Annotated in this window: 21 protein-coding genes; 10 read left to right on the top strand and 11 right to left on the bottom strand. The window is 61.4% G+C overall.

Translation table 11 applies throughout. The annotated features are described in order from the left end of the window. Nucleotides 1-124: 124 nt before the first annotated feature. From PXK01_RS00530 to uvrA, 4 genes are all read left to right on the top strand, one after another. Nucleotides 125-703, top strand: coding sequence for a DUF924 family protein (locus PXK01_RS00530; RefSeq protein ID WP_274858622.1), 579 nt, complete (start codon nucleotides 125-127; stop codon nucleotides 701-703). A 127-nt stretch (nucleotides 704-830) separates the two neighbouring features. Next, entirely contained in the window at nucleotides 831-2,225 is a 1,395-nt protein-coding gene (gene lpdA, locus PXK01_RS00525) for a dihydrolipoyl dehydrogenase (protein WP_274846777.1), read from the top strand. Between the two features lie 144 nt (nucleotides 2,226-2,369). Continuing rightward, complete coding sequence (locus tag PXK01_RS00520; RefSeq protein WP_274846778.1) at nucleotides 2,370-3,545, top strand: MFS transporter; 1,176 nt, start codon at nucleotides 2,370-2,372, stop codon at nucleotides 3,543-3,545. 95 nt (nucleotides 3,546-3,640) lie between these two features. After that, the gene (gene uvrA / locus PXK01_RS00515; protein ID WP_274858422.1) at nucleotides 3,641-6,499 is read left to right on the top strand and encodes an excinuclease ABC subunit UvrA; all 2,859 of its coding nucleotides are present in this window, start codon (nucleotides 3,641-3,643) and stop codon (nucleotides 6,497-6,499) included. A gap of 49 nt (nucleotides 6,500-6,548) precedes the next feature. On the opposite strand, the gene PXK01_RS00510 is transcribed toward uvrA, so the two are convergent. The 6 genes from PXK01_RS00510 to PXK01_RS00485 all read right to left on the bottom strand — a co-directional run bounded on the left by PXK01_RS00510 (nucleotide 6,549) and on the right by PXK01_RS00485 (nucleotide 12,419). Next, on the bottom strand, nucleotides 6,549-6,740 hold the full coding sequence (locus PXK01_RS00510) for a YgaP family membrane protein (protein WP_274846780.1): 192 nt from the start codon (nucleotides 6,738-6,740) through the stop codon (nucleotides 6,549-6,551). Nucleotides 6,741-6,872: 132 nt separating this feature from the next. Further along, a complete protein-coding gene (gene mmsB / locus PXK01_RS00505; protein WP_274858421.1) occupies nucleotides 6,873-7,745 on the bottom strand; it encodes a 3-hydroxyisobutyrate dehydrogenase in 873 nt (290 codons plus the stop codon). Between the two features lie 4 nt (nucleotides 7,746-7,749). Further along, nucleotides 7,750-8,790, bottom strand: a complete 1,041-nt coding sequence (locus PXK01_RS00500) for an enoyl-CoA hydratase/isomerase family protein (RefSeq protein ID WP_274858420.1) — start codon at nucleotides 8,788-8,790, stop codon at nucleotides 7,750-7,752. 8 nt (nucleotides 8,791-8,798) lie between these two features. After that, complete coding sequence (locus PXK01_RS00495; protein ID WP_274858419.1) at nucleotides 8,799-9,944, bottom strand: acyl-CoA dehydrogenase family protein; 1,146 nt, start codon at nucleotides 9,942-9,944, stop codon at nucleotides 8,799-8,801. 163 nt (nucleotides 9,945-10,107) lie between these two features. Further along, nucleotides 10,108-10,704 carry a L,D-transpeptidase gene (locus tag PXK01_RS00490; protein WP_274858418.1) on the bottom strand — a complete coding sequence of 199 codons (597 nt, stop codon included), beginning with the start codon at nucleotides 10,702-10,704 and terminating at the stop codon, nucleotides 10,108-10,110. A 215-nt stretch (nucleotides 10,705-10,919) separates the two neighbouring features. After that, on the bottom strand, nucleotides 10,920-12,419 hold the full coding sequence (locus PXK01_RS00485) for a CoA-acylating methylmalonate-semialdehyde dehydrogenase (RefSeq protein WP_274846785.1): 1,500 nt from the start codon (nucleotides 12,417-12,419) through the stop codon (nucleotides 10,920-10,922). A gap of 160 nt (nucleotides 12,420-12,579) precedes the next feature. On the opposite strand from PXK01_RS00485, the gene PXK01_RS00480 reads away from it, so the two are divergent. The 3 genes from PXK01_RS00480 to coaD all read left to right on the top strand — a co-directional run bounded on the left by PXK01_RS00480 (nucleotide 12,580) and on the right by coaD (nucleotide 14,692). Beyond that, nucleotides 12,580-13,476 carry a LysR family transcriptional regulator gene (locus tag PXK01_RS00480; protein WP_274846786.1) on the top strand — a complete coding sequence of 299 codons (897 nt, stop codon included), beginning with the start codon at nucleotides 12,580-12,582 and terminating at the stop codon, nucleotides 13,474-13,476. A gap of 147 nt (nucleotides 13,477-13,623) precedes the next feature. After that, nucleotides 13,624-14,058, top strand: a complete 435-nt coding sequence (locus PXK01_RS00475) for a CBS domain-containing protein (RefSeq protein WP_274846787.1) — start codon at nucleotides 13,624-13,626, stop codon at nucleotides 14,056-14,058. Nucleotides 14,059-14,197: 139 nt separating this feature from the next. Further along, nucleotides 14,198-14,692, top strand: coding sequence for a pantetheine-phosphate adenylyltransferase (coaD, locus tag PXK01_RS00470; protein ID WP_274858417.1), 495 nt, complete (start codon nucleotides 14,198-14,200; stop codon nucleotides 14,690-14,692). 111 nt (nucleotides 14,693-14,803) lie between these two features. On the opposite strand, the gene PXK01_RS00465 is transcribed toward coaD, so the two are convergent. Then, the gene (locus tag PXK01_RS00465; RefSeq protein ID WP_274846789.1) at nucleotides 14,804-14,947 is read right to left on the bottom strand and encodes a hypothetical protein; all 144 of its coding nucleotides are present in this window, start codon (nucleotides 14,945-14,947) and stop codon (nucleotides 14,804-14,806) included. Between the two features lie 87 nt (nucleotides 14,948-15,034). Beyond that, on the bottom strand, nucleotides 15,035-16,036 hold the full coding sequence (gene gap / locus PXK01_RS00460; protein ID WP_274846790.1) for a type I glyceraldehyde-3-phosphate dehydrogenase: 1,002 nt from the start codon (nucleotides 16,034-16,036) through the stop codon (nucleotides 15,035-15,037). A 251-nt stretch (nucleotides 16,037-16,287) separates the two neighbouring features. Between gap and PXK01_RS00455 the strand changes: the two genes are divergently transcribed. Genes PXK01_RS00455 through PXK01_RS00445 form a run of 3 tightly spaced genes read left to right on the top strand, consistent with a single transcriptional unit; the run spans nucleotide 16,288 to nucleotide 19,268 of the window. Continuing rightward, on the top strand, nucleotides 16,288-17,259 hold the full coding sequence (locus PXK01_RS00455) for a DUF808 domain-containing protein (RefSeq protein WP_274858416.1): 972 nt from the start codon (nucleotides 16,288-16,290) through the stop codon (nucleotides 17,257-17,259). Continuing rightward, on the top strand, nucleotides 17,256-18,038 hold the full coding sequence (locus tag PXK01_RS00450) for an HAD-IIB family hydrolase (RefSeq protein ID WP_274858415.1): 783 nt from the start codon (nucleotides 17,256-17,258) through the stop codon (nucleotides 18,036-18,038). The genes PXK01_RS00455 and PXK01_RS00450 overlap by 4 nt, the downstream gene beginning before the upstream one ends. Nucleotides 18,039-18,047: 9 nt before the next feature. Then, the gene (locus PXK01_RS00445) at nucleotides 18,048-19,268 is read left to right on the top strand and encodes a glycosyl transferase (RefSeq protein WP_274858414.1); all 1,221 of its coding nucleotides are present in this window, start codon (nucleotides 18,048-18,050) and stop codon (nucleotides 19,266-19,268) included. A gap of 10 nt (nucleotides 19,269-19,278) precedes the next feature. Here PXK01_RS00445 and PXK01_RS00440 read toward each other — a convergent pair whose 3' ends face one another. The 3 genes from PXK01_RS00440 to PXK01_RS00430 all read right to left on the bottom strand — a co-directional run bounded on the left by PXK01_RS00440 (nucleotide 19,279) and on the right by PXK01_RS00430 (nucleotide 22,697). Continuing rightward, on the bottom strand, nucleotides 19,279-21,027 hold the full coding sequence (locus tag PXK01_RS00440; protein WP_274858413.1) for an alpha-amylase family glycosyl hydrolase: 1,749 nt from the start codon (nucleotides 21,025-21,027) through the stop codon (nucleotides 19,279-19,281). Nucleotides 21,028-21,154: 127 nt separating this feature from the next. After that, nucleotides 21,155-21,925 (bottom strand): N-acyl homoserine lactonase family protein, encoded by a 771-nt coding sequence (locus tag PXK01_RS00435; RefSeq protein ID WP_274858412.1) that lies wholly within the window; start codon nucleotides 21,923-21,925, stop codon nucleotides 21,155-21,157. A 16-nt stretch (nucleotides 21,926-21,941) separates the two neighbouring features. Then, nucleotides 21,942-22,697: an ABC transporter ATP-binding protein gene (locus PXK01_RS00430; RefSeq protein WP_274846889.1), complete on the bottom strand. Its 756-nt coding sequence runs from the start codon at nucleotides 22,695-22,697 to the stop codon at nucleotides 21,942-21,944. Between the last annotated feature and the right edge of the window lie 8 nt (nucleotides 22,698-22,705).

Genomic DNA, 22,705 nt, shown 5'->3' with positions numbered 1-22,705 from the left:
GAATTCGTGAGCAATATTTCACCAATTGTCGGTCCTGTTGCAAAACGTGACGCTGTGGTGACTTGAAATGCCACGGCTAATTCCGCTGAACTTGCCCTATGGTCATGTAAGTGGAGTAGGCAAGATGGTAGGCCCCGAAGAGATCCTGGAATTCTGGCTGGACGAGGTCGGAGAAAAAGGATGGTACCTGCAGGATGAAACCCTGGATGAGACCATCCGGAGCAAGTTCCAAACCACCTGGGAGGCGGCCTGCGAGGGGCGGTTCTCGCTTTGGCTGACCTATCCCAGCGGCACGCTGGCCTATATCATCCTGACCGATCAGTTCCCGCGCAACATGTTCCGTGGCTCTGGGCAGGCCTTTGCCTCTGACGGCATTGCCCTTGCGGCGGCCAAGAATGCCGTTCACCGTAAATGGGACCTGAAGATCGACGAACCCGCGCGGCAGTTCTTCTACCTGCCGCTGATGCATTCGGAAAACCTTTGTGATCAGGAGCGTTGCGTGCGCCTGCTGAAGGAGCGGATGCCTGAACGGGGCGACTCGAACCTGCTGCATGCCCGGGCGCATCGCGACGTGATCCGCAAGTTTGGCCGCTTCCCCTATCGCAACGCGGCGCTGATGCGGCACAGCACCTCTCCGGAACGGGCCTATGTCGCAGGCGGCGGCTACGGCGAAACCGTGCGCATGCTGCAGGCGGCGGGCTGATCTGCCCGCCCTTCCGAAGGCCCTGCTCCCGAAATGTTCATCGCAGGTTTAACGAAAGCGAGATTGCGGTGTCCCGCAAACTAGTTTAACGGTAAACTAGTTTTGATCGAGCTGGGTGAGGGATACCATGGCCGCACAGAGTTTTGACGTGATCGTAATTGGCGCAGGCCCCGGTGGCTATGTGGCCGCAATCCGCGCTGCACAACTGGGCCTGAAGACCGCCGTGATCGAGCGCGAAAATCTCGGTGGCATCTGCCTCAACTGGGGTTGTATCCCGACCAAGGCGATGCTGCGCTCGTCCGAAGTATTCCACCTGATGCATCGCGCCAAGGAGTTTGGTCTCAAGGCGGATGGCATCGGCTATGATCTGGATGCAGTGGTCAAACGTTCGCGCGGGGTGGCCAAGCAGCTGTCCTCGGGCGTGGCGCATCTTCTGAAGAAGAACAAGGTCACCGTGATCATGGGCGAGGCGACGATCCCCGCCAAGGGCAAGGTCACCGTGAAGACCGACAAGGGCACAGAGGAACTGACCGCCAAGAACATCATCCTGGCCACCGGCGCCCGTGCGCGTGAACTGCCGGGGCTTGAGGCGGACGGCGATCTGGTCTGGACCTATCGCCATGCGCTGACGGCACCGCGGATGCCGAAGAAATTGCTGGTCATCGGATCCGGCGCCATCGGAATCGAATTTGCTAGCTTCTTCAACACGCTGGGCGCCGATACCACCGTGGTTGAGGTGATGGACCGGGTGCTGCCGGTCGAGGATGCCGAGATTTCCGGCATGGCGAAGAAAGCCTTTGAAAAGCAGGGCATGAAAATCATGGAGAAATCCATGGTGAAGCAGCTGGATCGTGCAAAGGGCAAGGTCACCGCCCATATCGAAACCGGCGGCAAGGTCGAGAAGATGGAATTCGACACGGTGATCTCGGCCGTGGGGATCGTCGGCAATGTCGAAGGTCTGGGGCTGGAGGCGCTTGGCGTCCAGATTGACCGAACCCATGTGGTTACCGATGCCTTCTGCCGTACCGGCGTCGAGGGGCTTTATGCCATCGGCGATATCGCGGGCGCGCCCTGGCTTGCCCATAAGGCCAGCCATGAGGGCGTCATGGTGGCGGAACTGATCGCAGGTCAGCATGCGCATCCGGTGAAACCCGAAAGCATCGCAGGCTGCACCTATTGCCATCCTCAGGTCGCAAGCGTCGGCTATACCGAGGCCAAGGCCAAGGAGCTGGGATATGAGATCAAGGTTGGTCGCTTCCCCTTTGTCGGCAATGGCAAGGCCATCGCCCTGGGTGAACCTGAAGGCATGATCAAGACGATCTTTGACGCCAAGACCGGAGAGCTTTTGGGCGCGCATATGATCGGCGCCGAGGTGACCGAGCTGATCCAGGGCTATGTGGTGGGGCGCCAGCTGGAAACCACCGAAGAGGATCTGATGAACACGGTCTTCCCGCATCCGACCCTCAGCGAGATGATGCACGAAAGCGTCTTGAACGCCTTTGATCGCACCATTCACTTCTAGCCCCATCCGCATGGGGTGCTGAACGCCCGAGGCCTGCAGGGCCTTGGGCCTTTTCTGTTTCCGCTGGACGTGCCATTCCGTTCTGGCAACGGGCCGATACCGTCTTTGGCGCGGTTTGATTGAACTGAGTATTGGGAAACCGCTATGGCGACGCGCGAACACACTCGCTGGGGGCTGATCCTGCTGATCTGGGGCGCGGGCCTGGGGGCTGCCGCGCAATACGGCAAGGTCAGCGTGGTCTTCGACCAGATGTCAGCGCTGTTTTCGGGCACAGGCAGCGCCATCGGGTTCACCGTGTCGCTGGTCGGCTTCCTTGGCATCCTTCTGGGCGTCATCGCGGGTATGGTGGTTTCGGCCTTCGGATTTCGCCGGACACTGGTGGTCTGCCTCGCAGGTGGGGCGCTGATGTCGGCACTGCAGGTGCTGGATCTGCCATTCGGCATCTTTCTGGCGACCCGCGTGATCGAAGGCCTGTCGCATCTGGGCGTTGTGGTGGCTGCCCCGACCTTGATTGCGCAGCTCAGCGCGAACCGCCATCGTGGCGCTGCGCTGACCCTGTGGAGCACCTTTTTTGCGGTGTCATACGCGCTGTTGTCCTGGCTTGGCGTGCCGCTGGCGCGAGCCTGGGGCGTTCAGGCGCTGTTTGGCGCCCATGCTGTGATCATGGCTGGGCTGGCGCTGGTCCTGGCCCGGGCCTTGCACGCGGTGCCGGTGCCAGAGCGCCAGCCGATGCCGAAACTCTCTGCCATGCCCCGCCTGCATCTGGAGATCTTCCGCTCCCCCTGGCTGGTGGCCCCGGCGGCGGGCTGGCTGTTCTACACCATCTGCTTCGTCGCAATCCTGACCGTTCTGCCCCCCTATCTGGATCCGGCCTGGCGGGGTTTTGTGATGGGGGCGATGCCGCTCACCTCCATCGCGGTCTCCATGACCCTTGGCGTGGTTCTGCTGCGCCGTTTCAGCGCCGTGACCCTGGTGCAGGTTGGATTTGCCTTGAGTGCCCTGTCGCTGCTCTGGCTGTGGCTGGAGCCGGGCGCGCCGCTGGGTTGCCTGGCGCTGGCGGGGGCGCTGGGGTTGGTGCAGGGGCCAAGCTTTGCCTCGGTCGCGCAGCTCAATACCCGCGCCGCCGATCAGGCGGCTTCCAATGGCGCCATGGCCATGGCGGGCAACCTGGGCAATACCATCGGGACGCCGCTGATGGTCTGGGTCCTGGGCGCGGGCGGCTATAACGCCATGCTGCTGGTGGCGGCGATTGTCTTTGCCTCTGGCTGCGTTGTGCATGGCCTGTTGGCCGCTCAGCGCAGAAAATCAGATGTTCGCTGAACGTTCTTGATTTTGGGTTGGAGACTCGGCCAGCTTTGCCTATCTCTAGGGGCAAGCACCGGCGTCCAGGCCGGATGCGGGTATTGGGGGCTTTCATGGCTGAGCTGAAGACCATCGAGGTGCGCGGCGCGCGCGAACACAACCTGAAAAGCATCGACGTGGATATTCCGCGCGATGAACTGGTGGTGATCACCGGTCTTTCGGGCTCGGGCAAATCCTCGCTGGCCTTTGACACCATCTATGCCGAAGGGCAGCGCCGCTATGTGGAGTCCTTGAGCGCCTATGCGCGCCAGTTCCTCGACATGATGGAAAAGCCCGATGTGGATCACATCAGCGGCCTCAGCCCTGCGATCTCGATCGAGCAGAAGACCACCTCGAAGAACCCGCGTTCGACCGTCGGCACGGTGACCGAGATCTACGACTACCTGCGCCTACTGTTTGCGCGCGCGGGCACACCCTATAGTCCAGCAACCGGCCTGCCGATCGAGGCGCAGCAGGTGCAGGACATGGTTGACCGTATCATGGCGCTGGAGGAGGGCACCCGGGGCTACCTGCTGGCCCCCATCGTGCGCGACCGCAAGGGGGAGTACAAAAAGGAATTCCTCGAACTGAGGAAGCAGGGCTTCCAGCGGGTCAAGGTGGATGGTGAATTCTACGAGCTGGACGAGCCGCCGACGCTGGACAAGAAGTTCCGCCATGACATTGACGTGGTGGTGGACCGGATCGTGGTCCGTGAAGGGCTGGAAACCCGGCTGGCAGACAGTCTGCGCACCGCGCTGGATCTGGCGGATGGCATTGCGATCCTTGAAACCGCCCCGCGCGAAGGCGATCCCGAACGCATCACCTTCTCGGAGAATTTCGCCTGTCCTGTCAGCGGCTTCACCATCCCCGAGATCGAGCCGCGGCTGTTCTCCTTCAACGCGCCCTTCGGGGCCTGCCCGGAATGTGACGGGTTGGGAATGGAGCTGTTCTTTGACGAACGGCTGGTGGTTCCGGACCAGAGCCTCAAGGTCTATGACGGGGCGCTGGCGCCCTGGCGCAAGGGCAAGTCGCCCTATTTCCTGCAGACCATCGAAGCCATTGCCAACCATTACGAGTTCGACAAGAACACGCCGTGGAAGGATCTGCCTGCCCATGTGAAGCAGGTCTTCCTATATGGTTCGGGCGACGAGGAAATCGCCTTCCGCTATGATGAAGGCGGGCGGGTCTACAATGTGACTCGTGTCTTTGAAGGCGTCATTCCCAACATGGAGCGGCGTTACCGCGAGACCGACAGCAACTGGATTCGCGAGGAATTCGAACGCTACCAGAACAACCGTCCCTGCGGGGCCTGCGGCGGCTTCCGCCTGCGGGAAGAGGCGCTGGCGGTCCGGATTTCCGATATTCACGTGGGGCAGGTGGTGCAGAAGTCCATCCGCGAGGCGCTCGCCTGGATCGAGGATGTGCCGAACCACCTGAGCGTCCAGAAACAGGAAATCGCTCGCGCCATCGTCAAGGAAATCCGCGAACGTTTGGGGTTCCTCAACAATGTGGGGCTTGAGTACCTGACCCTCAGCCGCAATTCGGGCACCCTTTCGGGTGGCGAAAGCCAGCGGATCCGGCTGGCCAGCCAGATCGGCTCGGGGCTGACCGGCGTGCTATACGTGCTGGACGAGCCCTCGATCGGCCTGCACCAACGCGACAACGACCGGCTGATCACCACGCTGAAGAACCTGCGCGATCAGGGCAATACGGTGATCGTGGTGGAACATGACGAGGATATGATCCGCCAGTCCGATTACGTTTTCGATATCGGCCCCGGCGCGGGGGTGCATGGTGGCCAGGTGGTCAGCCACGGCACGCCAGAGCATATCGCTGCCGATCCGGCCTCGATCACCGGGCAGTATCTGTCAGGCACGCGCCAGATCGAAATTCCCGCCACCCGGCGCAAGGGCAACAAGAAGAAGATCAAGGTCGTCAAGGCGACCGGCAACAACCTGAAGGATGTGACCGCGGAATTCCCCTTGGGCAAATTCGTCTGCGTCACCGGCGTGTCGGGCGGCGGCAAATCGACCCTGACGATTGAGACCCTGTTCAAGACGGCGTCCATGCGCCTCAACGGTGCGCGCCAGACACCGGCACCTTGTGAGACCATCAAGGGGCTGGAGCATCTGGACAAGGTGATCGACATCGACCAGCGCCCCATCGGGCGCACGCCGCGGTCGAACCCCGCGACCTATACCGGCGCCTTTACCCCGATCCGCGATTGGTTCGCAGGCCTGCCCGAGGCCAAGACGCGCGGCTACAAACCAGGGCGGTTCTCCTTCAACGTCAAGGGCGGGCGCTGCGAGGCCTGCCAGGGCGATGGCGTCATCAAGATCGAGATGCACTTCCTGCCGGATGTCTACGTGGAATGTGAGACCTGCAAGGGCAAGCGGTACAACCGCGAAACGCTGGAAGTCACTTTCAAGGGCAAGAGCATCGCCGATGTGCTTGATATGACAGTGGAAGAGGCGCAGGGCTTCTTTGCCGCCGTGCCGTCAATCCGCGACAAGATGGATGCGCTGATGCGGGTGGGCCTTGGCTATATCAAGGTGGGCCAGCAGGCCACGACCCTCTCGGGCGGTGAGGCACAGCGGGTGAAGCTGTCGAAGGAACTGTCGAAACGCTCCACCGGGCGCACGCTCTATATCCTCGATGAACCCACCACCGGCCTGCATTTCGAGGATGTGAAGAAGCTCTTGGAGGTGCTGCACGAGTTGGTGGAGCAGGGCAATTCCGTGGTGGTGATCGAGCATAACCTCGATGTGATCAAGACCGCCGACTGGATCATCGACATCGGCCCCGAAGGCGGCGATGGCGGGGGCGAGATCGTCGCGACCGGCACGCCCGAGGACGTCGCGAAAGAACCCCGCAGCCACACCGGGCGCTACCTCAAGCCGATGCTTGAGGCGCAGAAGGTCGCGGCGGAGTAGGTAAACTGAGTAGGCGGACTGGCCCCCATTGATACAGTGGGGGCCTTCCTTACTTCTTCATAGGGCAGGTGTTGAAGCCCAGGATCGAATAGAGCGGGCAGGTGCCCAGAAGGCCGGTTGCCAGCGGCACCACGCCGATCCACATCCACCAGCCGTAGCCCATCAGCGCGCCGACGATGAGTAGCGCTCCGACGACGATCCGCAGGATCTTGTCCAGACCCCCAACGTTGTTTGCAAACATGGTAATTCCTTTCCTCGTTATGGCGGCAGGCTAGCGTCTGGCTGGCTGGGAAAACATGATATGGGTCAAGGAAAAGGGGCGGCGCCATTTGGCCCGCCCCCATTGTCTGATCGGTCTTGGTGTAGCTGAGGCTCAGTCGCGGCTGCGTTTCTCGAAACGCGGCAGCATGGCAGAGAAATCCATGCCCATGCCGTCTTCGTTCTCGACGAACTGAGTGTAGAGCGCCTCGGCCAGTTGTCCCATCGGGGTGTCGGCATCGGCGCTGCCTGCGGCCTGTTGCGACAGGCGCAGATCCTTCAGCATCAGCTCGGCTGCGAAGCCGGGCTTGTAATCGTTGTCGGCGGGCGATTGCGGGCCGACACCCGGCGCCGGGCAATAGGCGTTCATGGTCCAGCTATAGCCCGAGGAGGTGGAGACCACATCGAACATCTTCTGCCGGTCCAGGCCCAGCTTGTCGGCAAGGGCAAAGGCCTCGCAGGTGGCGATCATGGTGACGCCAAGGATCATGTTGTTGCAGATCTTGGCCGCTTGCCCCGCACCCGCATCACCGCAATGCACGGCCTTCTGGCCCATGATGTCAAACAGCGGCTTGGCCTTCTCGAACGCCTCGGCAGAGCCGCCCGCCATGAAGGTGAGCGTGCCGCCCGCGGCCCCGCCGATACCACCCGAAACCGGCGCATCCACCGGCAACAGGCCAGCGGCAGAGGCTTTCTCGGCAACCGCGCGGGCCGAATCCACATCGACGGTGGAGCAATCCACGAAAGCCGCGCCCGCTTGCATCGCCGGGATGATCTCATCCGCGACGGCGCGCAGGATCTGTCCGTTGGGCAGCATGGTGATGACCACATCGGCACCCGCAGCGGCCTCGGCGCCAGAGGCCGCCAGGGTGACGCCCTCGACAGTGACCTTCGCCATGTCAAAGCCGGTCACGTCATGACCTGCGGCGGCCAGGTTGGCGGCCATCGGGCCACCCATGTTGCCAAGGCCGATAAATCCGATCTTCATGGGGTTACTCCTCCTCAAATGTCAGTGTATCCGCGCCGAGCGGCATCAGCATCTGGCTGACGGCCACGGCGGGCACGATACGATCCGCATATTGCCACTTGGGCTGGCGGTCCTTGTCAATGATCTGGGCGCGGATCCCTTCCAGGAAGTCGCCCTTTTCCATCGACCGGTAGGTGAAACGATATTCCAGATCCAGCGCCCGCTGGATGCTGAGCGTGGCGCCGCGCAACCGGTGCAGGATTTCCGCCGTACAGGCCATGGAGAGCGGCGAATTACGCAGAAGGGCCTTTTGCGCGCCCTTGGAAAACTCCGACTGCGCCATGTTCAGGTCGGTCAGGATATCGCCGAGAGTCTCACCGGAAAACAGCCGGTCGATATCGCTCTGCATGGGTTCCAGCGTGCCCTCGGGGGCGGTTTCTGCGGCCTCTGCTAGGATGTCGGGATTGCCGTCCTGCTCCAGCGCTGCGATCAGCCCACCCCATTTCTCTTTCGGGATGTAGTGATCGGCGAACCCCGCATAGATGGCGTCTGCCGCCTTCATCCGACCGGCGGTCAGGCCCAGGTATTCGCCCAAGCGACCGGGGGCCAGTGCCAGGATTAGGGTCCCGCCCACATCGGGGATCAGGCCGATCCCGGCTTCGGGCATGGAGATCTGGCTGCTTTCGCAGACAACCCGGTGAGTGCCGTGACAGCCGATGCCGACGCCGCCGCCCATGGTGAAGCCCTGCAGGAAGCTGACCACGGGTTTCGGATATTCGAAAATGCGCGCATTCAGACGGTATTCGTCCCGCCAGAAGGTGCGACCATAGCCGTAATCGCCCGCCTTGCCGGTGGCGTAAAGCTCGGCAATGTCACCGCCCGCGCAGAAGGCCTTGTCGCCTGCGGCGTCGATCACCACCAGTTTAACGGCATCGTCCTGGGCCCAGTCTTTCAGCGCGGCATCAATCGCCATGCACATGTCATAGGACAGGGCGTTGAGCGCCTTTTCACGGGTCAGCGTGATCCGGCCAGCTGAGCCGGTCACGCGAATGTCGATATCGCTCATCTGGGGCCTCAGCGGTTTTCAGACAGCATGTGGCGGGCAACGATCACGCGCATGATCTCGTTGGTGCCTTCCAGGATCTGGTGCACCCGCAGGTCGCGGACCAGTTTCTCGATGCCGTAATCCGCCAGGTAGCCGTAGCCGCCATGCAGCTGCAGGCACTGATCGACCACTTTCGATCCGGCCTCGGTCACGAACTTCTTGGCCATGGCGCAGAATTTGGTGGCATCCGGCGCGCCCTGATCCAGCTTCCAGGCGGCCTGGCGCAGGAAGGTACGCGCGGCTTGCAGTTCGATCTCCATATCCGCAAGGCGGAACTGGAGGCCCTGGAACTGGTCGATGGATTTGCCGAAGGCCTTGCGCTCGCTCATGTATTGCAGGGTCATGTTCAGCGCGGTCTGCGCCGCGCCCAGCGAGCAGGAGGCGATGTTCAAACGGCCGCCGTCCAGGCCCATCATGGCGTATTTGAAGCCCTGGCCCTCTTCACCGACCAGGTTGTTCGCGGGGATCTTGCAATCGTCGAATTGCACCTGCGCGGTGGGCTGGCTTTTCCAGCCCATCTTGTCTTCAAGCCCGCCAAAGGACAGGCCCGCGGTGCCATCCTCGACATAGACGGTGGAAATCCCCTTGGGGCCATCCTCTCCGGTGCGCACCATGCAGACATAGGCATCCGAATAGCCGCCGCCCGAGATGAAGGCCTTGGTGCCATTGAGGGTGTAGCCTTCATTGCTACGCTCGGCGCGGGTCTTCAGCGCCGCCGCATCCGAGCCGGATCCCGGTTCGGTCAGGCAGTAGGACAGCACCGTGTTCAATGTCAGAACGTCGGGCATCACCCGCGCCTTCAACTCATCGCTGGCAAAGGTGTCCAGCATTTTGGCGCACATGTTGTGGATCGACAGGAAGGCCGCAACCGAGGGGCAGGCCATCGACAGGGCTTCGAACACCAGCGTTGCATCCAGCCGGGTCAGGCCCGAACCGCCGCCGTCTTCGCTGACATAGAGACCGCCGAAACCCAGCTCACCCACCTTGGGCCACAGATCCTTGGGGATGGTGCCTTCTGCCTCCCACTGGCGGGCAAAGGGGGCGATATTGTCCTGCCCGAAACCATAGGCCATATCGAAAATGGCGGTTTGCTCTTCTGTCAAAGCGAAATCCACGGCGGTTTCCTCCCTAAGGTTTCCTGAATTGAACGCTTGTTAATTTCTACAGGGAGAGGGTCCCGCAGGCAAGCTGCGCCCGTGCAAATTCATTCTGCAAGAATGAGCTTGCCCGAGACAGCCTGAGCGGCGGAATAAGCCGACGGAAACCGGGGAAGACGGTCTAGAGGATGCGCACCTGTGTGCCGATCTGAACCATCTCGTAGAGTTCCTCGACGTGCTGGTTATATAGCCCGATACAGCCGGACGAGCTTTGGCGACCGATCTTGCGGGTGTCATGGGTGCCATGCACCAGATAGGCGGGCCAGGTCAGATACATGGCGCGGGTGCCCAGGGGGTTGCCGGGTCCGCCATTCATGAAGGCAGGCAGGCTCGGGTCGCGTTCGCGCATGTTCGGCGTCGGCGTCCATCTTGGGTTCTTGGCCTTGCGCACCACTTCCGTGTAGCCGCGTTTGGTCAGATCTTCGCTCATCGGAACAGAGGAGGGGAACAGCCGGTAGGTCTCCCCGTCGCCCCCCCAGTAGTGCACCGCGCGCGAGGTCACATCGGCAAGCAGGCAACCGACGCCCAGCTCTTCGAAATGATCCTGCCAGCTCTGCTGGGCAAAGGCCGAGATATTTCGCTTCACGGCTTCGGTGTCGCGGATCGGCGCCTCATCGGTCGGAAAGGCATCTGTCGATTGCGCCCGCAAGATCGCGGGGCTGGCCAATGTACCTGCCAGGCCAAGCAGAGTTGCGCGACGTGTGATCCGGGGTGCCATGGGGCCTCCTGTAGTGTGGGTGGGTCTGCTCATTGTTTTCCGCAACATATTCGGTTGTGTGAATTTGGCCAGAGCGCTTTGCACGATTTCGGGCCCTCTCACGCAGATGTGTTTACAGATCGGCGGCGTTGCAAGCCCCCGGATGGGCCTCCTGGCAAAAAAGCAAAAGCCCCGGCGCATGGCCGGGGCTTTCACTGTCATGAGCTGAGTGGACCTTAGTCCATCGGCTTGAAGTTGAACTCGCCACCTTCGCGGATGCCCGAGGGCCAGCGCGAGGTGATGGTCTTGGTGCGGGTGTAGAACTTGAACGCATCGGGACCGTGCTGGTTCAGGTCGCCGAATGCGGATTTCTTCCAGCCGCCAAAGGTGTGATAGGCCAGCGGTACCGGGATCGGCACGTTGATGCCGATCATGCCGATGTTGATCCGGTTGGCGAAATCGCGTGCGGTGTCGCCATCGCGGGTGAAGATCGCGGTGCCGTTGCCATATTCGTGGTCCATGGCATAGCCGAGGGCCTCTTCATAGGTTTTTGCACGCACGGTGGACAGGACCGGACCAAAGATCTCTTTCTTGTAGATATCCATGTCGGTGGTCACGTTGTCGAACAGATGCGGGCCGACAAAGAAGCCGTCTTCATAGCCTTGCAGGTTGAAGTTCCGGCCGTCGACGACCAGTTTCGCACCTTGCTCCACACCGGTTTCCACCAGGCGCAGGATGTTTTCCTTGGCGGCGGCGGTCACCACCGGGCCGTAATCCACATCGTTGCCTGCGGTATAGGGTCCGACCTTCAGCTTTTCGATGCGCGGCACCAGCTTTTCGATCAGGCGGTCGGCGGTTTCTTCACCCACCGGAACCGCGACCGAGATCGCCATGCAGCGTTCGCCTGCCGCGCCGTAGCCTGCACCGATCAGCGCGTCTGCGGCCTGGTCCAGGTCCGCGTCGGGCATGATGATCATGTGGTTCTTGGCGCCGCCGAAGCACTGAACGCGCTTACCCTGCGAACAGCCGGTGCCGTAGATGTATTCGGCGATCGGGGTGGAGCCCACGAAGCCAACCGACTGGATGGTGTCGTTGTAGAGGATCGCGTCCACCGCTTCCTTGTCGCCGTTGACGACCTGCAGGATGCCCTTGGGCAAACCGGCTTCTTCCATCAGTTCGGCCAGCATCAGCGGCACAGAGGGGTCACGCTCGGACGGCTTCAGGATGAAGGCGTTGCCGCAGGCGATGGCGGGCGCGAACATCCACATCGGGATCATGGCCGGGAAGTTGAACGGGGTGATGCCCGCGGTCACGCCCAGGGCCTGACGCATGGAGTACATGTCGATGCCGGGGCCGGCGCTGTCGGTGAACTCACCCTTCAGCATCTGCGGCGCGCCGATGCAGTATTCAACCACTTCCAGGCCACGCTGCACGTCACCGGCGGCGTCGGGCAGGGTCTTGCCGTGCTCGCGGCTCAGGGCCTCGGCCAGCTTGTCCATGTCGCGGTTCAGAAGGTCGACGAACTTCATCAGCACGCGGGCGCGGCGCTGCGGGTTGACCGCGGCCCAGGCGGGCTGCACCTGCGCTGCGATGGCAACGGCCTGGTCCATTTCTTCCTTGGACGCGAGCGGCACCTTGGCCTGCACTTCGCCGGTTGCCGGGTTGAAGACATCGGCAAAGCGGCCGGATGTGCCTTTGACGTGTTCGCCGTTGATATAATGAGTGAGTTCTTGCATCGGAGTCCTCCCAATAGAGTTCGGCGGCATCCTAGGCTTGCAAAAAACACTGGAAAAGGGGAAAGATTTCAAAGAGGCTTTGCAGGAACGCAAGTCCGGCCATCGGTGATCCCTAATCAGATCCCGGTGAACGGTAAAGATAGTCGAGGAGGAACCCGGCATGGACCCGCAATGGGATGATATGAAAGTCTTTCTGGCGGTGGCGCGGGAGGCGAGCCTGTCCGGCGCCGGGCGGGTTTTGAAGATGGATCCGGCCACGGTGGGACGCCGCATTGCGAGGTTCGAGGCAGCGCTGGATACGCCGCTTTTTGTGAAATCGCCGCAGGGCTATGCCTTATCGGCCTCAGGCGACCGGCTGCTCGCCCATGCCGAAGCCGCCGAACAGGCCATGCGGGCAGGCCAGGAAGCGCTGAGCGGCCCCAGCGATACCCTGTCGGGGCAGATCCGCATCGGTGCCCCGGACGGCAGCGCCAATTACATCCTGCCGCAGGTCTGCGCTGCGATCGGCGAGGAAAATCCCGACCTTGATATCCAGATCGTCGCCCTGCCGCGGGTGATCAACCTGTCGCGCCGCGAAGCCGACATGGCGGTCACCGTCAGTGCGCCCACGGCCGGTCAGCTTCTGGTGCAGAAGATCACCGACTACAAATTGCACCTGGTGGGGTCGCGCCATTATCTGCGCAATCACCCGCCGCTGGAGGCGCTGGAGGATCTGAAGGGCCACCGGATGATCGGCTATATCCCGGACATGATCTTTGACCGCGAATTGGATTATCTCAGCGACCTGGGGATCGAACGGGTGGCGTTGGCCTCCAATTCGGTTTCGGTACAGATCAAACTCGCCGCCGAAGGCACCGCGCTGTGCGTTGCGCATGATTTCTCGCTGCCCGCGCACCGGGTGCTGCGCAAGGTCCTGACCGACAAGATCAGCCTCAAGCGCAGTTTCTACCTGGTGCGTCACCAGGGGGACCAGCGCAGCGAACGGTTGAACCGGTTTGCCGAAGCCCTGTCAAAGGGGATCCGCGAAGAGGTGGCCCGTCTGGAGGCCCTGACCTGACGGCCCTGACTTGACAGCGCGGCTCCGGGCAGATCGGCTCCGTCAATCGCAGCAATCAACCTGTTCAGCACCGGACATTTTCTTGACTTGCATCTCTATTGCGGCAACGCTGGAAATTACGCAATAAAATTACAAGTTGGAGGGTTCATGCTGGTTCAATCGATATTGAAATCCAAGGCAAAGGCTGGGGTGGTCACCATCTCTCCGGATGCGCCGGTAGCGGATGCGGCCAAGCTGTTGGCAGAGAAGGGGATCGGCACGGTTGTGGTCTCTTCGGACGATGAGACCGCGCTGGGGATCCTGTCAGAGCGCGATATCGTGCGGGAGCTGGGCAAAAGCGGATCCGGCTGCCTGAGCTGCCAGGTCAAGGACTACATGACCAGCAAACTTGTCACCTGCACCAGCCATTCCAATGTGGAAGAGGTCCTGCAGCAGATGACCGACGGGCGCTTTCGGCACATGCCGGTGATCGAAGAGGGCAAGATGGTCGGGCTGATCTCCCTTGGTGATGTGGTCAAGGCCAAGCTGGCCGAGGTCGCCATGGAAAAGGATGCCCTGGAAGGCATGATCATGGGGCATTGACCCCGAAGGCCCGCCGCGAAATCCGGGGCGGGCGCATTTGACGCGCCGGAACGGGGCTTTCCGTATTTTCCCCCTCTTGCCTTGGGCGGCGCAAATATGTTTGCGTGCGCCCGAGTTCTGAGGCGGCAGGAGGGGCCCCATGCGTGTAGGCTTGTACCCAGGCACATTCGACCCAATCACTTTGGGTCATATCGACATTATCCGTCGCGCAAGCGCGCTGGTGGACAAGCTGGTGATTGGCGTTGCTATCAACCGTGACAAGGGACCGCTGTTCTCCCTGGAAGAGCGCGTTGCCATGATCGAGGCGGAATGCGCCAAGCTGTCCGAGCAGACAGGCACGGAAATCGTCGCGCACCCGTTCGAGAACCTGCTGATCGACTGCGCCCGTGATGTGGGTGCGCAGATCATCGTGCGCGGTCTGCGCGCGGTTGCGGATTTTGAGTATGAATTCCAGATGGTGGGCATGAACCGGGCGCTGGACAGCTCGGTTGAAACCGTCTTTCTGATGGCCGAGGCGCGGCATCAGGCGATTGCCTCCAAGCTGGTGAAGGAAATCGCGCGGCTGGATGGGGATGTGTCGAAATTCGTAACCCCCCTGGTCAATGAAGAGCTGCGCAAGCGGCTCGGAAAGTGAGGCCAAACCATCGGCTGTTAATCGGACGGTTGTTAAGCGGAAAAGCCGGGCCCTGTGCCCGGCTTTGCTGTATCAGCACGGCAAGCGTGCCATTGGTGCTGCCAGGCCGAACTAGCGCCAGAAGGCGACCCAGTGGATCAGCTCGAACAGCTTTTTGCCAAGGAAGACCAGATGGGTGTCGCCAAAGAGGGTGATGTCCACTGAAACAGCGGCAATCAGGATCAGTCCCAGCACGATGGCGATTTGGTTTGTCATCTCTGATCTGTTCCTAGAAAAACGCCCGCCCAGATAACCTGAGCGGGCGCAAAACCTCAAGGCTTGTCACGATTTAGGAGGCGTGCCTCAGGTGAGGCGGCCCATCGCGGTGGCGACATCGGCCATGCGCACCGAGAAGCCCCATTCGTTGTCGTACCAGCACAGCACGCGCACCATGCGGCCCTCGACCACGCGGGTCTGGTCCGGTGCGAAGATCGAGCTTTCGCTGGAGTGGTTGAAGTCGGTGGAAACCAGCGGGGCAGGCTCATAGCCCAGAACGCCCGCCATGCGGCCTTTGGAGGCCTCGGCGACCAGCGCGTTGATTTCCTCTGCGGTCACCTCCTTGGCGGCGCGGAAGGTGAGATCCACGGCCGAGACATTGGGGGTGGGGACGCGGATGGCAGAGCCATCAAGACGGCCCTTGAGGTTCGGCAGAACCTCACCCAGGGCCTTGGCGGCGCCGGTGGAGGTGGGGATCATCGACATGGCGGCCGCGCGGGCGCGGTAGAGATCCTTGTGGCGGCGGTCCAGGGTCGGCTGGTCACCGGTATAGGCGTGGATCGTGGTCATGATGCCGCTTTCGATGCCGACACCTTCGTCCAGGACCTTGGCGATGGGCGCCAGGCAGTTGGTGGTGCAGGAGCCGTTCGACACCATGCGATCCGCGGCGGTCAGCTGGTCGTCGTTGACGCCAAAGACGATGGTCTTGTCGACGTTCTTGCCGGGGGCCGACAGCAGGACCTTGCCCGCGCCGCGCTCCAGGTGCGCCTTGGCCTTTTCGCCGTCGTTGAACTTGCCGGTGCATTCCAGGACGACATCGCAGCCCTCCCAGTCCAGCTCACCCATGTCGTAGGTGGAGAACATCTTCATGTCGCCACGGCCGAGATTCATGGTGCCGTCGCCGATGGTCACCTCGCCGGGGAAGCGGCCATGCACCGAGTCGTATTTGATCAGATGCGCTGCGGTTTCCAGCGGGCCGGTGGCGTTCACCTTGATCACTTCGATATCGTCACGGCCGGATGCCGCGATGTGCGAAAGGGTGCAGCGTCCGATACGGCCAAAACCGTTGATCCCGACTTTGATGGTCATTGGTATCTCTCCTGGCGAGCAAAACTTGCGCCGGATATAGACGGGTTCGTTAAATCCCTAAAGGGGCAAAAAGGGCGAAATGACAGCGTGTTAGCGCAAAACCTTACCGGTGGCGGTAACGGTTTTGCGCTGGTGGCGATAACGATGGCTTCTCATTGCCGCGCTGCCGCATTGGTGACTGGTTCACCTTGCCTGTGGGACCGGATCGGTTAGGCTGCGGTCAAATCGGTGTGTAACAATGAGGAATCCCGATGAGCGGTTTACTGGCATTGCTGGATGATGTGGCAGGCATTGCCAAGGTGGCGGCGGCGTCTGTCGATGATGTTGCGGCCCAGGCGGCCAAGGCCGGGGCCAAGGCGGCGGGGGCGGTGATCGATGATGCGGCGGTCACCCCCAAATATGTGCACGGCTTTGCCGCCGAACGGGAACTGCCGATCATCTGGAAGATCACCAAGGGCTCGATCAAGAACAAGCTTTTGATCCTGCTGCCCATCGGGTTGTTGCTGGCGAACTTTGCGCCCTGGCTGATTTCGCCGCTCCTGATGCTGGGGGGCGCCTACCTGTGTTTCGAGGGCGCCGAGAAGATCTACCATGCCCTGGTGCCCCATGATACAAGCCACGTCTTCCCCGAGGATGAGCCGGGCGATCCGGCCCATCTGGAAGAGCAAAAGGCGGCCGGTGCGATCAAGACCGATTTCATCCTGTCGGCAGAGATCATGACCATCGCCCTGGCGGCGATCCCGGACAGCAATATCTGGATGGAGGCGGCGACCCTGGCTACGGTCGGCCTGGGGATTACCGTGGCGGTCTATGGATCGGTCGCGCTGATTGTGAAGGCGGATGATGTCGGGCTCTACCTGGCGCAAAACGCGCGGCTGGGGCTGACCCGTGCGCTGGGGCGTGGATTGGTCCATGCGATGCCGGGTTTCATGAAACTGCTGACCATCGTGGGCACTGCCGCGATGCTGTGGGTAGGCGGATCTATCGTCATTCACGGGATGGAGGAGCTGGGATTTGGCTGGCTGGGTCATCACATCCATGACTGGGCCTATGCCATCGGCCATGCGGTGCCGGACGCCTGGACCGGCTTTGTCGAATGGCTGGCCAAGGCGGGGATGGATGGCGTGTTTGGGGTGGCCCTGGGCATGATCCTGATCCCGGTTGCAACCCGCATCATCGCTCCGCTGGTCGGCGCGGTGGCGGGAAAGACGTCGTCCCATTGACCGCCAAGCCTGAGACCCCGCCTCTTGTGGTTTTTTCCGACCTGGATGGAACCCTGCTGGATCATGACAGCTATTCTTGGCAGGCGGCTGTGCCTGCCTTGACGCGTCTGGCCGAAATCGGCGCGCCGGTGGTTCTAGCCAGCAGCAAGACCGCAGCGGAAATCGCTGTTCTGCAACGGGAAATGGGGCTGTCTGCGTATCCGGCGATTGTCGAGAACGGCGCCGGTATCTTGGGGGAAGAGACGCCGCCCCAGTATGAACGTCTGAGGGAGGCATTGGACCAGATCCCCGCAGATTTGCGTCAGCAGTTTCGCGGCTTCGGGGATATGGCGGTGGAAGAGATTGTCGACGCTACCGGTCTGTCGTCAGAGCAGGCCGCGCGGGCGGCGCAACGCATGTTTTCCGAACCTGGGCTCTGGAGTGGATCGGAGGCAGAGCGGCAGCGGTTTCAAGCGGCGCTTGGTGAGGTGGGTATCACGGCCCGCTATGGCGGGCGGTTTCTGACCTTGTCCTTTGGTGGGACCAAGGCAGACCGGATGGAAGAGATCATCACCCGCTATCGCCCGCGCCACACGGTTGCCCTGGGCGATGCGCCCAATGACGTTGAAATGCTGGAGAAGGCCGATTTCGGTGTCATCATTGCCAATAAATATAGCAAATCCCTGCCGGTGCTGAAAAATGAGGCAGGGGGCCGTGTCCTGCGCACGATAGAGGCTGGGCCTTCGGGTTGGAACCGGGCCATGATGGAGCTGCTAGACAGGCTGAATTTGCGCAGATGAGAGGCAGGCATGGTAGATTTTCATCAGAACGGGAACATCACGACGCTGCATAACCTGCGCACCCGGTCTTTGGATGAAATGAACTACGAGCTGGAAACATTTGCCCAGTCGCGAAAAATCTCCCTGATCCTGCCGTGTCTCTACTCGGAACTGGAAACCGAGGCGATGCCGAAAATCGTCTCGGAACTTGCCAAGGTGCGCTACCTTCACCGTATCGTTGTCGGCCTTGATCGCGCCGATGAGGCGCAGTTTCGCCATGCGCAAGCCTTCTTCAAGGATTTGAACCAGAACCATGTGGTGATCTGGAATGACAGCCCGCGGATGAAGGCGCTTGGCGCCCGGCTGGAAGAGATGGGGCTTGCCCCCAGTGAACAGGGCAAGGGCAAGAATGTCTGGTCCTCCATCGGCTATCTGATGAGCTGCGAAGACAGCGCGGTGATGGCGATCCATGACTGCGATATCCTGACCTACACCAACGAGCTATTGGCACGGCTGGTCTATCCGGTGGCCAATCCCAGCTTTCCCTATCAGGTGGCCAAGGGGTTTTACGCGCGGGTCGGGCAGGACCGGCTGAATGGGCGGGTGACGCGGCTGTTGGTCAGCCCTTTGTTGATCGCGCTGAAACGGGTGATCGGGGATCGTGATTACATCGATTACCTGCGCAGCTTTCGCTATCCGCTGTCGGGGGAATTCGCCATGCGGACCAGCATTCTGCCGGATCTCAGGATCCCGTCTGATTGGGGTTTGGAGATTGGCGTCTTGTCCGAGGCCTGGCGCAACCTTGCGCCCAAGGCGGTCTGCCAGGTGGAGATCGCGGATTCCTACGATCACAAGCATCAGGACCTCAGCCCCGAGGATGCGCAGGCAGGCCTGAACCGGATGTCGGTGGATATCTGCAAGGCGATCTTCCGCAAGCTGGCCGCCGATGGCACCGTATTCACCACCAATATCTTCCGCACGCTCAAGGCCACCTATTACCGCAGTGCGCTGGATCTGCTTGAAGCCTATTACGCCGATGCCAAGATGAACGGGCTCAGCATCGATCGGCACAGCGAGGAACGCTCGATCGAGCTTTTTGCCGAGAATATCATGCGGGCGGGGCAGTTCTTTCTCGATAACCCGCATGAAACTCCCTTCATCCCCACCTGGAGCCGGGTGCATGCGGCTGATCCTTCCTTCCTGCGTGACATGCAGGCGGCCGCAGCCGCTGATATCGATGAATATCAGTGACTTGTAGGTATCAGTGCAGGTTGGTGATCCAGCGGCACTGATAGGGCGCAAGGGTGATGGTGCCATCCATCATCGCCACGTGATCACCTGACAGGATATCCACCCAGGAGTCTTCCTCGATCAGGTTCAGGTGATGGGAGGGCAGCGCGACCGTCTCCTTGCTGACGTTATGCAGGGCAAAGATCGACTGGCTGCGATCCAGGCTTTGCCGCCACAGGGCAAAGACCCGCGCATCGCCTGAATTGAGGGTGAACTGCGTGGCGTTGGGGTGAAAGGCGCTCTGTTTCTTGCGCAGCTCCAGCCGGTGTCTCAGGGTTGCCAGGACGCGGGCCTGCAGGCTGTCCTCATCCTCCAGCAGCATGCGCAGGTCGCCATAGTCCCAGCGGTGGCGGTTGATGGCCCGGTTCATGCCGCGCTTCTTGACTGAGGCATGATCGTTCGGGGTCGCCAGCAGGGAATGGATGTAGAAGGCGGGAATGCCTTCCAGCGCCATCACGATGGATTGGGAGCAGATGAAGCGCTCAAAGTGATAGGCATCCGGCCCGTCGAAGGTTTCGGTCAGGGCCTCGTAGAAGGTGGTGTTCAGCTCATAGGGGGATTCGCCGCCGCCGGGCATGGCGCGCATCGAGACCAGCCCGCCCGATTGGCGCACGGTGCCGATCATGCGCTGCTGTTCCTCGGCGCTCAGTAGCCCTTCGGCAGGGCGCATGCCGATCCCGTCATGGCTGGCGGTAAAGTTGAAATAGGCACAGCCCAGGGGGGCGGGGGGCATCGCCTTTTGCCATTCCACCAGATGGCGCGCCTCACCCGATAGCATGGCATGCAGGATCAGGGGTGGCAGCGGGAAGTTGTAGATCATATGCGCCTCGTCCCGGGCGCCGAAATAGCTGAGGTTTTCGGTCTTGGGCACATTGGTCTCGGTGATCAGCACCACCTTTTCCGCCGTATTGTCGCACAGCATGCGCATCAGCTTGATGATCTCATGGGTCTGGCGCAGGTGGATCGAGGGGGTGCCGACCTCCTTCCAGATAAAGGCGACCGCATCGAGCCGGATCATCCGCACCCCATTGTCCAGATGCAGCCGGATGATGCGCAGGAATTCCAGCAGAACCTCGGGGTTGCGGAAGTCGAGATCGATCTGGTCATGCGAAAAGGTGCACCAGACATGGCGTTCCCCCATCGCGGTTTCGACCTGTTGCAACAAGGGCGTCGTGCGCGGGCGCACCACGGCGCTCAGATCATCCTCGGGGCTGGCTTCGAAAAAGAACCTGTCATAGGGCGCTTGCCCCTGTCGGTAGGCGTTGAACCAGGCGCCCTGGCTGGAGACATGGTTCAGGACCAGGTCCGACATCAGGGTGAACTCATCCGCGATCCGGTTGATGTCGGTCCAATCGCCCAATTGCGGATTGACGCTGCAGAAATCGGAAACCGCAAAGCCATCGTCCGAGGTGAAGGGAAAAAAGGGCAGGATATGGACGGCGTTCAGCCAGCCCTTGCAATAGCGGCGCAGGAAATCATTGAGCAGGTCCAGGGGTTTGTGCTGCCCATCCACCAGGGAGTTGCCGTAGGTGATGACCAGCGCGTCCTCTTCGCTCCACATCCGGTTCCCGGGTGTTCGCCCGCGCTTGCGTCTTTTGCCGGGATCGGGCCAGAAGGCCTGGTTGATCGCGCGCGCAAAGGCTTCGGCGTCGATGTCGGGATAGATCCGTGCGATACGCGCGGTCAGGGCGCGGTGAAAGGACTGGGTCGGCTGTGTCATGTCCTGCAGTCAAACATGCGAGGCTTTGTGGGGCCAATCCCATCCTGCAAATCGGGCAGGCAAATTGAGGAGCACCGTCCAATTTTTCAGCACCGCAGGCACTGATATACGTGCTCGCCAGCAGCGCTTAGTCGTAGAACTGAGGAGCCTTTTTCAACTGCGGCCACTGTGCCGGGCAATGACCGTAGATGACCATGGCGTCTCGACCGCGGGCAAGCTCCAATATGCGCCGGGCGCTGGCCTGGGCAGCAATCGGATCCGGGGCGCTGTCGAATCCTTCGGCGATTTCATCGGGGCGGGAAATGGCATCCGAGGTCAACAAAACGGAGCCGGTTTGGGGCAGATCCAGCAGAACTGCAATCTGGCCCGGCGTGTGGCCGGGGGCCATGAGCAGGTCAAACCCGGGACCGATCGCACTGTCGCTTTCCAGGGTCAGGTAGCGGCGGTCTGGCCAATCCCAGGGTCGAACCTCGCTCCAGTATAGCGGGCGTGGCAGATCTCTTTCGGGTTTTGCAAGAATGATCTGGGCCTGCGGGAAATCAAAGAGGCCGCCGATATGATCGATATGCGTATGGGTGAGCACGAAATAGTCGATGTCATCCCCCGTCACGCCAGCACGTGCCAACTGGGCCTGCGGCAGGTTCTGGGGCGTGCAGGTCAGAACCTCTCCGAAGGTATGCAGGCGATCCTCTGCGGTGGCCTGTTCCGGATCCGCAGCGTATTTGGCGGGAAAGCCGGAATCGATCAGCACGTTCTCGCCCGCGTCTGTTTGAACCAGGAAGCCGCAGATCCCGATCTTGCGCCCGTTCGAGTGCACCCGAAAGAGACCAAAATCCAGCATGAACAGGCGCTTGGGCTTCCCGGTGAGCAGTCCCTCAGCGGGCAGGTGTTCGATCACGCCCGCCATCCTGCGGTCACGCCACCCGGTTGGCCGAAGCCGCGAGCAGCTGGCGCGTGTAGTCAGAGCGCGCATCGCCGTTGCGCATGGCATCGATGCTGAGGATCTCGACGATCTCACCATTCTGCATCACCGCCGCCTGATCACACATATGGGCGACAACGGCCAGATCGTGGGACACCATCACATAGGTCAGGTGATGTTCGGCGCGCAGATCGCTCAAAAGGTTCAGGATTTCCGCCTGAACCGAAACGTCCAATGCCGAGGTCGGCTCATCCAGCAACAGGATTTCCGGCTCGGGCGCCAGGGCGCGGGCGATGGCCACCCGCTGGCGTTGGCCGCCCGACAGCTGATGCGGATAGCGGAACCGGAAGGCCGATCCAAGCCCCACATCCTCCAGCAGCCGGTTGACCCGGTCGTCGATGTTGGAGGCGCCGTGCAAGTAGAGCGTTTCCGACAGGACCTGATCCACCGATTGGCGCGGATGCAGCGAGGCATAGGGGTCCTGGAACACCATCTGAACGGATCGGTAAAACCGGCGATCGCGCTTGGCGCCCAGCTGTTGCCCGGCAACACGCATGGTGCCCTCCCACTGGGGCGCCAATCCGGTCAACGCCTTCAGGATGGTTGATTTTCCCGACCCGCTTTCGCCGACCAGGCCAAAACTCGCTCCCTTTTCAACGGTAAAGGAGGCGTTCTTTACTGCATGAAAACTCTCGTGAGGGGCGCCGAAATAGACGTTCAGCCCGTCGATCTGCAAAGCCGGGGTCATGGGCTGGG

It is taken from the genome of Phaeobacter sp. PT47_59 (assembly GCF_028890025.1).
GTDB lineage: Bacteria > Pseudomonadota > Alphaproteobacteria > Rhodobacterales > Rhodobacteraceae > Phycobacter.
Note: the sequence above shows the minus strand (reverse complement) of the source record. Positions and strands in the feature narration are given on the sequence as shown.

Bases quoted from the DNA above. Each gene is read 5' to 3' on its own strand.
- PXK01_RS00530 (WP_274858622.1), top strand. From the start codon at position 125: ATGGTAGGCCCCGAAGAGATCCTGGAATTCTGGCTGGACGAGGTCGGA.
- lpdA (WP_274846777.1), top strand. From the start codon at position 831: ATGGCCGCACAGAGTTTTGACGTGATCGTAATTGGCGCAGGCCCCGGT.
- PXK01_RS00520 (WP_274846778.1), top strand. From the start codon at position 2,370: ATGGCGACGCGCGAACACACTCGCTGGGGGCTGATCCTGCTGATCTGG.
- uvrA (WP_274858422.1), top strand. From the start codon at position 3,641: ATGGCTGAGCTGAAGACCATCGAGGTGCGCGGCGCGCGCGAACACAAC.
- PXK01_RS00510 (WP_274846780.1), bottom strand. From the start codon at position 6,740: ATGTTTGCAAACAACGTTGGGGGTCTGGACAAGATCCTGCGGATCGTC.
- mmsB (WP_274858421.1), bottom strand. From the start codon at position 7,745: ATGAAGATCGGATTTATCGGCCTTGGCAACATGGGTGGCCCGATGGCC.
- PXK01_RS00500 (WP_274858420.1), bottom strand. From the start codon at position 8,790: ATGAGCGATATCGACATTCGCGTGACCGGCTCAGCTGGCCGGATCACG.
- PXK01_RS00490 (WP_274858418.1), bottom strand. From the start codon at position 10,704: ATGGCACCCCGGATCACACGTCGCGCAACTCTGCTTGGCCTGGCAGGT.
- PXK01_RS00485 (WP_274846785.1), bottom strand. From the start codon at position 12,419: ATGCAAGAACTCACTCATTATATCAACGGCGAACACGTCAAAGGCACA.
- PXK01_RS00480 (WP_274846786.1), top strand. From the start codon at position 12,580: ATGGACCCGCAATGGGATGATATGAAAGTCTTTCTGGCGGTGGCGCGG.
- PXK01_RS00475 (WP_274846787.1), top strand. From the start codon at position 13,624: ATGCTGGTTCAATCGATATTGAAATCCAAGGCAAAGGCTGGGGTGGTC.
- coaD (WP_274858417.1), top strand. From the start codon at position 14,198: ATGCGTGTAGGCTTGTACCCAGGCACATTCGACCCAATCACTTTGGGT.
- PXK01_RS00465 (WP_274846789.1), bottom strand. From the start codon at position 14,947: ATGACAAACCAAATCGCCATCGTGCTGGGACTGATCCTGATTGCCGCT.
- gap (WP_274846790.1), bottom strand. From the start codon at position 16,036: ATGACCATCAAAGTCGGGATCAACGGTTTTGGCCGTATCGGACGCTGC.
- PXK01_RS00455 (WP_274858416.1), top strand. From the start codon at position 16,288: ATGAGCGGTTTACTGGCATTGCTGGATGATGTGGCAGGCATTGCCAAG.
- PXK01_RS00445 (WP_274858414.1), top strand. From the start codon at position 18,048: ATGGTAGATTTTCATCAGAACGGGAACATCACGACGCTGCATAACCTG.
- PXK01_RS00440 (WP_274858413.1), bottom strand. From the start codon at position 21,027: ATGACACAGCCGACCCAGTCCTTTCACCGCGCCCTGACCGCGCGTATC.
- PXK01_RS00430 (WP_274846889.1), bottom strand. From the start codon at position 22,697: ATGACCCCGGCTTTGCAGATCGACGGGCTGAACGTCTATTTCGGCGCC.